The organism is Clostridium sp. CAG:221, assembly GCA_000435835.1.
GTDB lineage: Bacteria > Bacillota > Clostridia > Clostridiales > Clostridiaceae > Clostridium.
In genome coordinates this window covers 15,770-29,276 of the sequence record FR883362.1, presented here as the reverse complement: position 1 = coordinate 29,276, position 13,507 = coordinate 15,770, and the positions used below count along the sequence as shown (strand labels likewise).

The 13,507-nt window shown below is 29.3% G+C and carries 13 protein-coding genes and 1 pseudogene; 9 read left to right on the top strand and 5 right to left on the bottom strand.

Features of this window, described 5'->3' with window-relative positions:
- The first annotated feature begins 182 nt into the window (after positions 1–182).
- The gene (gene recQ, locus Q5O44_RS01540; RefSeq protein WP_022166621.1) at positions 183–1,943 is read left to right on the top strand and encodes a DNA helicase RecQ; all 1,761 of its coding nucleotides are present in this window, start codon (positions 183–185) and stop codon (positions 1,941–1,943) included.
- 64 nt (positions 1,944–2,007) lie between these two features.
- On the opposite strand, the gene Q5O44_RS01535 is transcribed toward recQ, so the two are convergent.
- The gene (locus Q5O44_RS01535) at positions 2,008–2,910 is read right to left on the bottom strand and encodes a hypothetical protein (protein WP_302637121.1); all 903 of its coding nucleotides are present in this window, start codon (positions 2,908–2,910) and stop codon (positions 2,008–2,010) included.
- A 140-nt stretch (positions 2,911–3,050) separates the two neighbouring features.
- Here Q5O44_RS01535 and Q5O44_RS01530 point away from each other — a divergent pair, with 140 nt between their 5' ends.
- The gene (locus Q5O44_RS01530) at positions 3,051–3,542 is read left to right on the top strand and encodes a GerMN domain-containing protein (RefSeq protein WP_022166619.1); all 492 of its coding nucleotides are present in this window, start codon (positions 3,051–3,053) and stop codon (positions 3,540–3,542) included.
- Positions 3,543–3,727: 185 nt separating this feature from the next.
- On the opposite strand, the gene Q5O44_RS01525 is transcribed toward Q5O44_RS01530, so the two are convergent.
- The 3 genes from Q5O44_RS01525 to Q5O44_RS01515 all read right to left on the bottom strand — a co-directional run bounded on the left by Q5O44_RS01525 (position 3,728) and on the right by Q5O44_RS01515 (position 6,598).
- Positions 3,728–4,345: a DUF975 family protein gene (locus Q5O44_RS01525; RefSeq protein ID WP_022166618.1), complete on the bottom strand. Its 618-nt coding sequence runs from the start codon at positions 4,343–4,345 to the stop codon at positions 3,728–3,730.
- Positions 4,346–4,367: 22 nt separating this feature from the next.
- Positions 4,368–6,296 (bottom strand): PRD domain-containing protein, encoded by a 1,929-nt coding sequence (locus Q5O44_RS01520; protein WP_302637118.1) that lies wholly within the window; start codon positions 6,294–6,296, stop codon positions 4,368–4,370.
- 65 nt (positions 6,297–6,361) lie between these two features.
- Positions 6,362–6,598 (bottom strand): hypothetical protein, encoded by a 237-nt coding sequence (locus Q5O44_RS01515; protein ID WP_302637116.1) that lies wholly within the window; start codon positions 6,596–6,598, stop codon positions 6,362–6,364.
- 158 nt (positions 6,599–6,756) lie between these two features.
- On the opposite strand from Q5O44_RS01515, the pseudogene Q5O44_RS01510 reads away from it, so the two are divergent.
- The 7 genes and pseudogenes from Q5O44_RS01510 to Q5O44_RS01480 form a co-directional block, all read left to right on the top strand.
- Positions 6,757–6,846 (top strand): annotated as a pseudogene (locus tag Q5O44_RS01510) (PTS lactose/cellobiose transporter subunit IIA); the annotation flags it as partial.
- 132 nt (positions 6,847–6,978) lie between these two features.
- Positions 6,979–8,901, top strand: a complete 1,923-nt coding sequence (locus Q5O44_RS01505) for a PrkA family serine protein kinase (protein ID WP_022166615.1) — start codon at positions 6,979–6,981, stop codon at positions 8,899–8,901.
- Between the two features lie 5 nt (positions 8,902–8,906).
- Positions 8,907–10,079: a sporulation protein YhbH gene (gene yhbH, locus Q5O44_RS01500; protein ID WP_022166614.1), complete on the top strand. Its 1,173-nt coding sequence runs from the start codon at positions 8,907–8,909 to the stop codon at positions 10,077–10,079.
- Positions 10,080–10,081: 2 nt separating this feature from the next.
- A complete protein-coding gene (locus Q5O44_RS01495) occupies positions 10,082–11,452 on the top strand; it encodes a SpoVR family protein (protein ID WP_022166613.1) in 1,371 nt (456 codons plus the stop codon).
- Between the two features lie 132 nt (positions 11,453–11,584).
- Positions 11,585–12,190 carry a rubrerythrin family protein gene (locus tag Q5O44_RS01490; protein WP_022166612.1) on the top strand — a complete coding sequence of 202 codons (606 nt, stop codon included), beginning with the start codon at positions 11,585–11,587 and terminating at the stop codon, positions 12,188–12,190.
- Between the two features lie 10 nt (positions 12,191–12,200).
- Positions 12,201–12,368, top strand: coding sequence for a hypothetical protein (locus Q5O44_RS01485; RefSeq protein ID WP_022166611.1), 168 nt, complete (start codon positions 12,201–12,203; stop codon positions 12,366–12,368).
- Between the two features lie 28 nt (positions 12,369–12,396).
- The gene (locus Q5O44_RS01480) at positions 12,397–12,768 is read left to right on the top strand and encodes a hypothetical protein (RefSeq protein WP_022166610.1); all 372 of its coding nucleotides are present in this window, start codon (positions 12,397–12,399) and stop codon (positions 12,766–12,768) included.
- An 84-nt stretch (positions 12,769–12,852) separates the two neighbouring features.
- Here the strand turns inward: Q5O44_RS01480 and pssA are convergent, their stop codons facing one another.
- Positions 12,853–13,374: a CDP-diacylglycerol--serine O-phosphatidyltransferase gene (gene pssA / locus Q5O44_RS01475; protein WP_022166609.1), complete on the bottom strand. Its 522-nt coding sequence runs from the start codon at positions 13,372–13,374 to the stop codon at positions 12,853–12,855.
- Between the last annotated feature and the right edge of the window lie 133 nt (positions 13,375–13,507).

The following is a 13,507-nucleotide window of genomic DNA, read 5'->3' as shown; positions in this document are numbered from 1 at the left end:
CCTGTTCCGCCACTTCAGCAGGAACAATGTTAGTATAATATAAAAAAAATAGGTAGTCAACACTTTTTTACAAAATAATTATAAAATTATGAAAAATTATTCATGGTATAAGTTTATATTATAATTTAATATGATAAAATTAATAAATAAAGCAATTAAGTAAAAGGGTGGTGACGAAGACTATGAATATTATTTTTGAAGTTTTAAATAAATATTATGGATATACTTCATTTAAAGAAGGTCAGTATGAAATAATAATCAATATATTAAAGGGCAGAGATAGTTTTTGCATATTGCCTACTGGTGGAGGAAAATCAATTTGTTATCAGATACCTGCAATGATATTTAAAGGAATAACAATAGTAATATCACCGTTGATATCTTTAATGAAGGATCAAGTAGATAGTTTAAATGAAAATGGTATTGCAGCAGAGTATATTAATAGTACTCAAAGCTTAAATGATATAGATCACATAATGAAAAAATGTTATGAAGGAAAAATTAAATTATTATACATAGCACCAGAAAGATTGGAAAATGAATTTTTTAAAAGAAAATTAAGAAAGCTAAACATAAGTCAAATAGCCATAGATGAAGCCCATTGTGTATCAATGTGGGGACATGACTTTAGAAAAAGTTACAGAGAAATAGCACCATTTATTAATGAGTTTAATAAAAGACCAGTAATAACAGCATTTACTGCTACAGCTACAGAAGTAGTGAGAAAAGATGTACTTGAATTATTAGGTCTTACTAATCCTTATACTTATATTGGTGGTTTTGATAGGGAAAATTTAAATATAAACTTATATATAGAAGAAGATAAGCTGGAATTTGTTAAAGATATAATTAGAGAAGAAGAGGGGAGTTCAGGAATAATATATTGTGTAACAAGAAAAGAAGTGGAAGGTCTATATAATTATCTAAAAGATTTAGGGTATACAGTAGGAAAATATCATGGCGGTCTTAAGGATGAAGAAAAAGAATATTATCAGGAAGAATTTCTTAAGGAAAATATTAATTTAATGATAGCCACCAATGCCTTTGGAATGGGAATTGATAAATCAAATGTAAGGTATGTTATACATTTTACTATGCCAAAGAATATAGAAAGTTATTATCAAGAAATAGGAAGAGCAGGACGTGATGGTGAAAGTGCCAATTGCTATCTTTTATATAATAGAAGTGATGTGCGTACTTTAGAATATCTTATATATACAACTGCGTCATTAAATAGGAAAGAAATAGAGATAAGAAAGTTACAGGAAATGATAAATTTTTGTGAAAGCAAAGGGTGCTTAAGGCATTTTATATTAAATTATTTTGGTGAAAAAAATACAAGAAATTATTGTAATAGCTGTAGTAATTGTTTAAAAGATGAAGAAATTCGTGACTACACCATAGAAGCACAAAAAATATTATCTTGTGTATACAGGAGTAGGGAGAAATATGGGATTTCTGTGTTGGTAGATGTTTTAAGAGGAATGACAGGACCTAAGATAGTTAATGATAAATTAAATAGGCTCACAACTTATGGAATAATGAAAGAGTACAGTAGCAGATTTATTAAGGATATAATAAAGACATTAATAGATTTTGGTTATGTGGATTTAAAAGAAGGTACATATTCTATGCTTAAGTTAAATAAAAAGTCATTGAAAATTTTAAAGTCTGAAATGAAGGTTTTATTTAAGCTAAATGAAAGTGAAGAAGAAGTAATGTTAAATAAAGAATTATTTAATATTTTAAGGAATTGGAGAAAAGATAGAGCACTTAAGGAAGGTATTAAGCCATATATAATATTTTCAGATTCAACTTTAATTCAAATAAGTAATGTAGTACCTAAGAATAAGGAAGAACTTCTTGGTATAAGAGGAATGGGAGAAAAGAAATATGAAAAGTTTGGAGAAGAATTATTAGATATAATTAATGATTATAAGTAGAAAGATATAGGTGGCTCACAACTAATATAGGTTGTGAGCCAGAATTGTAATAAAGGTTATAATATTATAAAAGTTTTATATTAAGTGTTTTTAATACTGCTGAAATAGGATTAAAAATACTATAGGAGTTACTACCAGCAAATAATAAGCCTACAGCTTTATTAGAGTTATTTAAAAGAATGCTACCAGAATCTCCACTCTCAGACATAGCATTTGTAATGATTTGATTGACAAATAATGCGTAGCCTCCTTCATAGGCAATCATTAAAGAAGCATTAGTATATAGTATTTTACCAGTAGTAAATTCTGTAGTGCGACCTGTTTTCTTTACTTTCATGCCTACCCTTCCGTGGGTGGTGCCGGTAATAGCTCCCTGCAGAGCTATAATGTTAGAAATATCATTATAATCACATAAGGCAATAGCTGCATCAATGTAGTTTTTAGGAGATCTGTTGGAGGTAGAAAATGAAATAGGTTCATAATCAGCTAAGTAACCGATAATATCATTTTCAATATTTCCTCCATCATATGGTCCAGGCTGCAAGATAGGAGTACCTATTTTGGCTCTATTTTCATTAGCAAAAACGTGATTGTTACTCAAAAGATAATATTCAGTTGAATTTTCATTAGTAGCGGTACAACCAATAGTTCCAGCAGTACTTCCAATTACTCCAGCACTATAGCCACCAATAACAGGGCGATTTCTGCTTATTAACGATAGGGAAGATATTTTTCCAGTTTCAACAACATCAGTTTTAATACCTTTATATAGAGAAGGAATAAATTCATTCTTATTTAATAAATTAGAAGGAAGTTTTTTTTCTACGAATATAGTAAGACAATTATCAGAGGTATATATACCGTTTTTTATTTTTTTACCTTTGGCTATTCCAAGGACATTATTATAATTAATGAAATTTTTAAAGTCATAATTACATACTTTAGCAATAAAATCATTATCGCTCATCATATCTCACCTTATCCTTTGTTAAAGAAAATAACATAATATATACTATGAGTTTATTTTTAAAATGTTATATTAAATGAATAAATAATGGCATAAAAGGTAATAGTGGTAATTATAGAAAATAATATTAAGGAGGTAATATGTTAAAGAAAATTTTTATAGTTATACTATTACTATGTATTAATCTTGTAAGCTGTTCTGAAAGCAAAGCTGTTAATTCTAACAATATAGAGCAAAGTTATAAGAGTACGAAAGCAATAGAACTTTATGTACCAGATGATAATATTTCAAAATGGGTAATTGAAGAGGAAAAGGTAGATATTTCAGAATTGAAAAATGTTATTGTAGCATTAAAAGATACTGATAAATGCTGTATACCAAAAGACACAAAAGTTAATTCAATAAAGATAGAAAATAAAATAGCATATGTAGATTTAAGCAAGGATTTTGATGATAGTCAAACAGGATCTTCTGCAGCTGTTAGAGTAAAAATATATTCAATTGTAAATACATTATGTTTAAATGAATGCTTTAATGTGGAGGGAGTAAAATTCCTTATTGATGGTAAGGAAGTAGAAACTATAGGGCCAATGGACGTAAGTCTTATAAAAACACCAAAACTAGAACTTTAAAAGAGCACTAAAAAGATAGTAGCTAAGCTACTATCTTTTTAGTGCTCTTTTAATGATGAATGATGAATTAAGAATGATGAATTATTGTTGAAACTCAAAGAGTTTTTAAAATTATATTTTTTCTAAACTCCATTAAAGGAGTTTATTCCACAATTCATAATTTATCATTCATAATTCATAATTAACTAAATGGCTTGGTTTGATTTTATTGATAAATAATAATTAGTGCAGGTTAAATCAAAGTAAGGCTTTATCCATAAATAAGCAATTCCAAAAGTTAATGCGCCTACCAAAAGCCAGCCAATGAAGGTTAGATGTAGGTAGAAAAGCTCCCATTTATGGCCTACCATTAATTTACGGCTGGCAGCCATACAATCAGTAACATCCATTTCGGGATTTTCCACAAGTATATAAAATGATTGAGAATACATATAAGAAATGACTATACCAGGAATTATTAAGAAAAATAATCCTACAGATATAATCAAGGTCATTAATAAATTTAGGGCAAGAGTTTTAAGGAATATATTGAATTGTGAAAATAAATCAGTAAACATAGCTGTATCTTTATCTAAGGTCATATTAAGAAGAAAACGACACTTTCCAGCGGTGATAACTCCACCAAGAATAAGATATAAAAGTGAAAAAGAAATGGAAAGATATCCAAGATTATTATCCAGCAGTGTTTTATTAGAAGTAAGCAGTCCTGTTAAAATATTAGCCACTAATATGGTGCAAACAGCTAATGTCCACCGATTAGTCAATTGTCTTTTGGCTTGGCTTTTTAAAGATTGTGTATCCAAAATAGTTACCTCCTATATTATATTAATTAATAATAAAATCCATTATATAGCATATTTCATCATCGGTTAATTTAATAGAAAAGTAAGTTTCTATAGGTATTAATGAAGATTTTACAGTAGAATACAGTTTATTATAGGATTTTTTTATAGAAGTTTTATTACTGTATTCAACCATATCTTCATTGGTAATGAGCCTATTAATGGCAAAGGCTAAATGTAAAATGAGTTCCACTTTTTTCTTATGAGAAATAAATATATTTAAAGATTTTTCCACAGAAGCTATAAAGTTCATTATCTTTTCATATAGATTATTAGATGGAATAGCAGTTATGTTTTCCTTTAATACTTCAGGCATGTTGGCAAGGGTTGTCTCAACATCAAGAAGCTCTTGAATTTTTGCCTTAGTAGAAAGATTAAGAACTTCATACATAGTAAAATGAGGAATATTCATATTTATATCTAATGAAAAAGGAGTAACAATAAATAATATATTATATTTTTCATACAAGTTATTTATGTTATTAATAAAGTTATTTTTATCTAGACAATCAATGACCATTATTTCAAAGATATTTTCATCTATGGTAAAAGTATCTTTTAAAAAGTTTTTAATAGCAATGGAACCACCTTTGCCTGTAAGACAGGCAGAAAGTATTAATGTTTTCTTTTTTTCAGGAGGCTTATTATTTTTACCTACATTAATATAAGAATTCACCATTAATACATCTTTATAAATAGAATTTAAAGAGGATTTCATTAATGCCTTACGAGCAGCTTCTAACACATGAAGGGTAGAAACTAGTGGAACAACTTTAGCAGGTATATTAAACTCATCTTCAATTATTTCAGCAAAGGTTGTGAAGGAGCCCATATCTACCAATAACAAATATCCACCATTAGATTTAGTATTCTTTATTATATCCCTTAACTTATTTAATATTTCAGCAGCACTTATTTCAATTGGTGCATCAATGGCTATAATGCAATCTTCACCTAATAATTTGCTGACAACATCTTTCATGGAAGAAGCAGTAGATTCACCATGAGCAATAACAATAATTTTTACCATATCATCTATGGAATCACTAAATTTCATTTCAGGTACAAGAAATAGGGCTAAATATCCGCATTCTTCTAATGGAACAGAAATGTTTAAGGTGTTTTCCAAGATTTCTCTTATACCTAAAGCTATTTGAAATTCTTTTTTATAAAGCTTTTTTATTTTTGAAAGATTAGGATTGACTATAGGCTTGTCATTGTTTATTCTTCGTATTAATGTATTAATGTGAAGTGCAAAAGCTGTATAGATATTATTATTTAATGTGTGGTTAAGTTGTTTATTAATGTAATTTATGATTAGGTCAAAACAATCTAAAATATTATCATCCATTATATTATAAAGATTTTTTCTATTTATCTCATTAGTAATGGCATTAGAAGAAATTGTGTAGTAATTGGCAATATCTTTTTCTAGGATTTCTTCAATATCAATATTAGATACTCCTTGAGATTTTAAATTTTCTAATTTGTTTTTTATAAAAGAATAGATGCCTGCATCGTTATTATCGAAGCTGAAGGATTCTGTTGATTTGGATGAGAATTTAAAAAAATCAATTTCTTCACCAATAAGCTTGTTCCAGATAGATCTATGTTCTTTTTCTTTATATAGACCATCTTGTATATAGGAAGGTAGGTTCCTGCTGACAATTCTCACATCATCTTTTTTATTAGTTAGGTATAAAGAATAGGATTTGGCGCAAATAAGCTGGATATCACTTTTTAGTTGCCCCACATTGTTTGGGCAGTTATACGAAAGTAGTGCACGCATGCTATTAAGTGATACATATATTTCTTTACTTAGACGGATGCTTTCTTCTTTAAAAAAGTTTTTTATTAGATATAAACGCTCTTCAAAGGTTCTTTTCCTTAAAGGTGGGATGCATATTACCATAGGTATTCTACGGGTAAAGGTTGCTAGTAAAGCAGAGGAAGGATCTTCTGTTGTGGCACAGATTATTAATCAACTCCTGTTTCTCCGAGGATTAGGCAATTTATTCCTTTAGGTGGATATAAAATTGAAGCTTTTGCTTGTTCTATAGCTGAATTCATACTTATATTATTTTGTGATAATTTATCTAGAGCAGATTTAATATGTTTTTTTATTTTAGGACTGTTAATAAAGAATTTTACAGGTCTGCTGGAAGTCTTATATATTTTTCCTTCTTTACATAAACAGTTTAATTCATGGCTCACATTTGCTTTCAAATAAAATTATGAAAAAATATAAATTTTTTTAATCCTTGAAAAACTAAGTCTTCCACTATATTTTTTAAAAATTATTAACAAAATTATAGTGTTTGGCATGGAAATTGCTACTTAAATAAGTGAAGGGATAAAAAGGAGGTAGCTAAATGGAGCAATTAGAAATGGAAATAATGAATATCATTGTTAATGCTGGAGATGCAAAGAATCATGCCTATGGAGCATTAACCGTAATTCATCATTCATAATTAAAAAAGCGCGATTTCGCGCCTTTTTTTATAAAGAAAAGATATTAATTTTAGTCTAAAAAGAGAAAAAGAGTAATATATTACGTTTGATAATTAATATATTAAAGTAAAGGGGGAGTGCTTATGAACTTCAAAGAATTTATTCTAACAGACAGAGAAAGTAGAAATAAAGAAAAATTTGAAGGTACATTTATAGATTACTTAGAACTTGTGAAGGCTAATCCAGATATTGCACAGCTTTCTCATAAGAGATTATATGAAAGGATTATGAGTGAAGGTGTGGAGGTACTAAAGGGTGATGAAAATCCTAAAATAAGAAAAATCTATGGAAATGAAACTATAAAGAGATATGGATTTTTTAAAGATGATTTCTTTGGTATTGATAAAGTGCTAATGAAATTGGTAAATTATCTTAATTCTGCATCAATGAAAGGTGAAGAGGCAAGGCAAGTATTATATTTAGTAGGACCTGTTGGTGCTGGTAAATCATCATTGGTTGAAGCTTTAAAATTGGCTTTAGTAAGCTGTGAACCTATTTATTCTATAAAGGGTTGTCCAATGCATGAAGAACCATTACATCTTGTTCCTAATCATCTAAGAGGAAAATTCAATGAAATGTTAGGTACCCAAATTGAAGGCGACTTATGCCCAGTATGTAAATATAGGCTTATTCATGAATTTAATGGAGAATATGAAAATGTTCCTGTTGAAAGAAAGAATTTTTCTATAAGATCAAGAAAGGGAATTGGTGTAGTACCTCCAGTTGATCCCAATAATCAAGATACATCTATTTTAACAGGATCAATTGATATATCTAAGATGGATATGTATCCAGAAGATGATCCAAGGATATTCTCATTAAATGGTGCATTTAATGTAGGGAATAGAGGGTTAGTAGAATTTATTGAAGTGTTTAAAAATGATGTTGAATACTTACACACTATAATAACAGCTACTCAAGAAAAATCAATTCCATCACCAGGAAAAGGCTCAATGATTTATTTTGATGGACTTATTGTAGCTCACTCAAATGAAGCAGAATGGGAAAAATTTAAGTCAGATCACACTAATGAAGCTATATTAGATAGAATTGTTAAGATTGAAGTACCATATTGCTTAGAGCTTGATGAAGAAGTGAAGATATATGAAAAAATATTAAAGAAAAGTAATTTTAAAGCTCACATAGCTCCTCATACCATAGAGATAGCAGCAATGTTTGCTATACTTTCAAGATTATCTCCTTCAGCTAAAGTAGATCCTATGACAAAATTAAAGATTTACAATGGTGAGGATATTGTAGAAAAGGGAACTACTAAGAGAATAGATATACAAGAATTAAGAGAAGAAGCTGGAACTTATGAAGGAATGAAGGGTATAAGTACTAGGTTTATTGTAAAAGCAATAGATAATGCTTTATCCATTTCAGAATATGATTGTATAAATCCATTAAGTATCATGGAAAGCATCATTAAATCTATTAAAGAGATGGATGCTTCAGCAGAAGATAAAAAGAAATATTTAGGATTTATTCAAGATACTATTAGAAAAGAATATAACAAGGTATTGGAAAAGGAAATAACAAAGGCATTCATCCATTCATTCAGGGAACAAGCTGAAAGCCTATTTAATAATTATATAGATAATGCAGAAGCATTTGTAAATAAAACTAAGATAAAGGATACTTCAACTGGAGAAGAATTAAATCCTGATGAAGACTTCATGAGAAATATAGAAGAGCAGATAGGTGTATCTGAAGCATCTAGCAAGGGATTTAGGGCTGATGTTACATCTTATATGTTCTACTTAGTAAGAAATGGTATGAAGATAGATTATACTTCATATGAACCATTAAAAGAAGCTATTGAAAAGAAGCTTATGGCATCAGTAAAAGATTTGTCTAGAATAATAACTAAGACAAGAGTAAGAGATAAGGAGCAAAATGAAAAGTATGATGCTATGGTAGAAGAAATGAAGAACAATGGATATTGTCTACACTGTTGTGACGTCATATTAAAATATGCAGCAAACAATTTGTGGAAGGATTGATAAAAATGGCTATCTTTCGAGATAATAGTGAAAATCCAGTAGAACACGATAGAAGCATTGAAGATAGAAGACGGCATAGACAATTAGTTGAAAAATCTATCAAAGAAAATTTAGGGGATATCCTTTCTGAAGAAAGTATTGTAGGGGAAACGAAAAATAAAAAATTTAAGATTCCCATTAGAGGAATAAAGGAATATCAATTTGTATTTGGAAATAACAATAAAGGTGTTGCTACTGGTACAGGAGAAGAAAAAAGAGGAGACAAGATAGGTTCTGCAGAAAGCATTGGAAAGAAAGGTAATAAAGGCGCTGGAAATAGTGAAGGTGATGATGTTTATGAAACAGAAATTACCTTAGAAGAATTAATGGACTATATAGTTGAGGATTTGGAACTTCCAAATTTGGATAGAAAGAAATATTCACAAATCCTTTCAGAAAGTGCCAGCAGAAAAAGAGGTTATGCAAGACATGGAATTAACCCAAGACTTGCTAAGAAGAAGACAGTTATAGCTAAAACAGCTAGAAAGCAAGGGAAAAAGAGAGCATTAGCTGAAGCAGGATTAGATCAGGAAATAGAGAGATTTCCATTTAGAGAAGATGACCTTAGATATTATAGAGTAAAAATGAAACCAAAAAAAGAAAGCAATGCTGTTATGATATTTATCATGGATGTATCAGGATCTATGGATAGTACTAAAAAATATCTAGCAAGGTCATTTTTCTTTGTGTTATCTAGGTTTATCAAGAGAAAATATAATAATATAGCTTTTGAATTTGTATCTCATACAACAATAGCAAAGCTGGTAAATGAATATGAATTTTTCCATAAAGCTGAATCAGGTGGGACATATATATCCAGTGGTCTTAATGTAGCTTTAGATTTAATTAAGGAAAAATATCCACCAGAAATGTGGAATATATATCCTGTATATGCTAGTGATGGTGATAATTGGTCAGAAGATAATGAAAGGGCAATAACAGCTTTGAAGGAGCTTTGTGAAGTAAGTAATATGGTGGGATACGCCGAGTTACTTCCTTCCACCTATTCAACTACAATGTATTACAGATTTAGTAAAGAAGTCACCAATAAGAACTTCATTTCTGTGGTGGTAAAGGAAAAGAAAAATTTATGGGATGCATTAAAATTGATGTTAAGTAAAGAGCTTAGGGAGGAGTAGCCATGGAATATACAGTGAGAGAATTGGAAAAATGGAATAAGATTATAGAACAAAAGGCTACGGAGCTTGGACTTGATTATTATCCTCAAGAATTTGAGATAATAGGATTTAATGAAATGATAGGATATGAAGCTTATGTTGGTATGCCTTCTAGATATCCTCACTGGAGTTATGGAAAGGCTTATGAAAAGAACAAGACTTTGTATTCATTTAATTTAACAGGTCTTCCTTATGAAATGGTTATAAACTCAGATCCATGTTTAGGCTATTTAATGAGGGAAAACACTTTGTTATTACAAATATTGACCATGGCTCATGTGTATGGCCATAATGACTTTTTTAAGAATAATAGATTATTTAGGGAAGGAACCAAAGCATATTATACAATTGAAATGTTTAAGCTTGATGCAGATATAATTAGAGATTATATTAATGATCCTAATATAGGGTATGCTAAGGTTGAAAAAATTCTTGATGCAGCTCATGCTTTAAGATTTCAAATACCAAGGGTAGTTGGTGTAAAGGAACTTACTCAGGAGCAAATTAAAAAAGCTTTAATTGATGAATATAATAGCAAACTAGAGAATAGAGGGCCTTTTGACGAAAAAGAGGAGATTACTCTTCCTAATTTAAATAAGATTCCTTTAGAGCCTTGTGATGATGTCATGGGCTTTATAATTAAATATTCTTCTCTAGAAGATTGGGAAAAGAATATTTTAAAGATAGTTAAGAGAGAAAGCCAATATTTCTTGCCACAAATAGAAACTAAGATAATGAATGAAGGATGGGCAAGCTATTGGCATTATACTATATTAAATGAGCTTAAACTAGAATCAGGGTTACACTTTGAGTTTATTAAGAGGCATAATGATGTTATAGCACCTATTTTAGGAGGATTAAATCCTTATTATATAGGCTTTAGAGTATTCCAAGACATCGAAAAGCGTTATGGAAGAGAAAAGATGTTTGAAGTGAGATATTTAGAGAGAGATAATTCTTTCTTAAGAAAATATTTGACACAAGAGTTATGTGAAGAGTTAAATTTATTCCAATATGCTAAGAAGAATTTTGAATTTGTGGTAGAAGAGGTATCAGATGAAGATGGATGGAAGAGTATAAGAGATACTTTATCAGATACTTGTGGAGTAGGAGGAATACCTTATATCAGAATAGTTGATTTAAATAGGAATGACGGAACTCTTACTTTGGAACATGTATATGATGGGCGAGAATTGGAACTATTATATGCAAAAGAAACTATAAAATACCTATTTGATTTATGGGGGCATAAGATAGTTTTAAAAACAAAAACAAAAGAAGGAAGACAAATAGAATTAATTTGTGATAATGAACGAAAGGTTATAGTAAATTAATAAGCAGGCTGTATCAAATATATTGATGCAGCCTGTTTTGCTATAGAGAAAAAGAAACTACCTAAATGTATTTGTATCGAAAATAAAATCAATGAATACCTTATTAATGAAGAATTTTTTGGGGAGAATTTTATGAATAGATATAGGGAAAGCAATAGCACCAGTGGAAAAGATGTAGGTAATATTATCAGTAGTAAAACATTAAAAGGTAGTGAAACAGAAAAAAATTTATATAAGACTTTTGCTGGTGAAAGTAGAGCTGTTGTAAAATATATGCTTTATGCTGAACAAGCTAAATCTGAATGTTATATGTGGCTTGGAGAGGTATTTGATAATACTGCATTAAATGAATTGGCTCATGCTAGGGTAGTTGTAAGGACATTCCTAAGAATTATCGGAACAACATTAGATAATTTAAAGGACTCTTTGGCAGGAGAAACAAATGAATATGAAAACTTATATAAAGAATTTCAAGAAACAGCTGAAAGAGAAGGATTTACACAGATAGCAAAATTTTATAAAGAGTTACGTGAAGTTGAAGAAAGCCATGCTAGGGCCTTTAAAGACTTTATAGATAAGTTGGAAGATGGCACTATGTTTGAAGGACCAGTGGAAAGTAAATGGTATTGTATGAATTGTGGATATATATATGAAGGATCTGAAGCACCAGCAGTATGTCCATTGTGTGGTTATCCAAGGGGATACTTCAAACAATATTGTGAAATAACAAATTTATAGGAGGAGCTAAATGATTATTTCCATGCCCAGTAGTTTTTTTGTACCAATAACCTATTCTATAGAATTAATTACAGATGAAAAATTTAAGGTTAGTGATGAATATAGAGGTAAAGATAATTTTAATATATATAAGATACTTGATGAGGAGTATGCAGACAGCAAAATAAAGTCAGATTAGATTATTTGTTTAATAGGGAGAGGGTTAAATGAAATATAAGGAAATGATGAAGAATTATTACGGAGAAGTATATAATATTTCTGAATTGTTAAAAAAGGTAACTGATTCATATCGATTGCTTATTGCTGGTGCAGCAGAATTAAATAATATTCCTGAGGCTAAATCCAGTTATGTTAAAGATGCTGTAAAGAGGGCAGATAGATTAGGAGAAACTATAGATCATTTAATCACTCTTCTTGATAAATGTGGGGAATCCTATTTCCAATATTGTTCGGTTTTGGGTAATTACATTATGAATAAAAGTACTCAAAAGGATATTTTAACTGAAATAGATCAGGAGCTGATATATGATAATTCTTCAAATTTAGGACAAGCTAAAAAGAGAGAGGATGATGATTAACCGGTAAATAAAAATAAATTATATTTAAATAAAAAAAAGAATTCAAATTACTGAATTCTTTTTTATATTAATTATGTTTTAAAATTAAAATTTCTTTAATTTCAAAGTACTTACCATTAAATATGAACCAATAAGCATCAATATAACTGGTAATGTTGGTGCAATAGTAAATTTAAATGATAATAACGCAAAAATAGCTATAAAACATCCTACAACAGTAATTGGAACTCCTGTAAACACTCCATCAAAAGAAGCGGTATTATATCTAGCTAATCTGTACGCACCACATATTGGGAAAAGTAATAAAATAATAATTCCTATAATTCCGAAAGGTCCATATGATTTTAATTCAAATAATAAAAATATAAGAATTGATGGTGCTACACCAAAGGATACTAAATCTGCTAGGGAATCCAATTCTTTTCCTAAATCACTGCTTACTTGTAGAAAACGAGCGATTCTTCCATCATATCTATCAACTAAAGCAGCAGCAATAATAAAAATACTAGCAAGGCCATAATTTCCGTTATGGGTTTCTAAAATTGATAATATTCCGAAAGATAGATTAATAAAGGTAAATATATTAGGAATACAGCTTTTTCTCATTTTAATCACTCCTAAATAATTTCTATGTTAAAACATAATTATAGCATAAAAGTATTAACAAATTAATACCCAATATAGATATATAATAAAATATCATTTGTGAAAAAAATATGTTTACAGGTTGTTTATTTTA

What these genes read in the sequence shown, in the direction of transcription:
- recQ (WP_022166621.1), top strand. Translation starts at nt 183, where the DNA reads ATGAATATTATTTTTGAAGTTTTAAATAAATATTATGGATATACTTCA.
- Q5O44_RS01535 (WP_302637121.1), bottom strand. Translation starts at nt 2,910, where the DNA reads ATGAGCGATAATGATTTTATTGCTAAAGTATGTAATTATGACTTTAAA.
- Q5O44_RS01530 (WP_022166619.1), top strand. Translation starts at nt 3,051, where the DNA reads ATGTTAAAGAAAATTTTTATAGTTATACTATTACTATGTATTAATCTT.
- Q5O44_RS01520 (WP_302637118.1), bottom strand. Translation starts at nt 6,296, where the DNA reads ATGGTAATATGCATCCCACCTTTAAGGAAAAGAACCTTTGAAGAGCGT.
- Q5O44_RS01505 (WP_022166615.1), top strand. Translation starts at nt 6,979, where the DNA reads ATGAACTTCAAAGAATTTATTCTAACAGACAGAGAAAGTAGAAATAAA.
- yhbH (WP_022166614.1), top strand. Translation starts at nt 8,907, where the DNA reads ATGGCTATCTTTCGAGATAATAGTGAAAATCCAGTAGAACACGATAGA.
- Q5O44_RS01495 (WP_022166613.1), top strand. Translation starts at nt 10,082, where the DNA reads ATGGAATATACAGTGAGAGAATTGGAAAAATGGAATAAGATTATAGAA.
- Q5O44_RS01490 (WP_022166612.1), top strand. Translation starts at nt 11,585, where the DNA reads ATGAATAGATATAGGGAAAGCAATAGCACCAGTGGAAAAGATGTAGGT.
- Q5O44_RS01485 (WP_022166611.1), top strand. Translation starts at nt 12,201, where the DNA reads ATGATTATTTCCATGCCCAGTAGTTTTTTTGTACCAATAACCTATTCT.
- Q5O44_RS01480 (WP_022166610.1), top strand. Translation starts at nt 12,397, where the DNA reads ATGAAATATAAGGAAATGATGAAGAATTATTACGGAGAAGTATATAAT.
- pssA (WP_022166609.1), bottom strand. Translation starts at nt 13,374, where the DNA reads ATGAGAAAAAGCTGTATTCCTAATATATTTACCTTTATTAATCTATCT.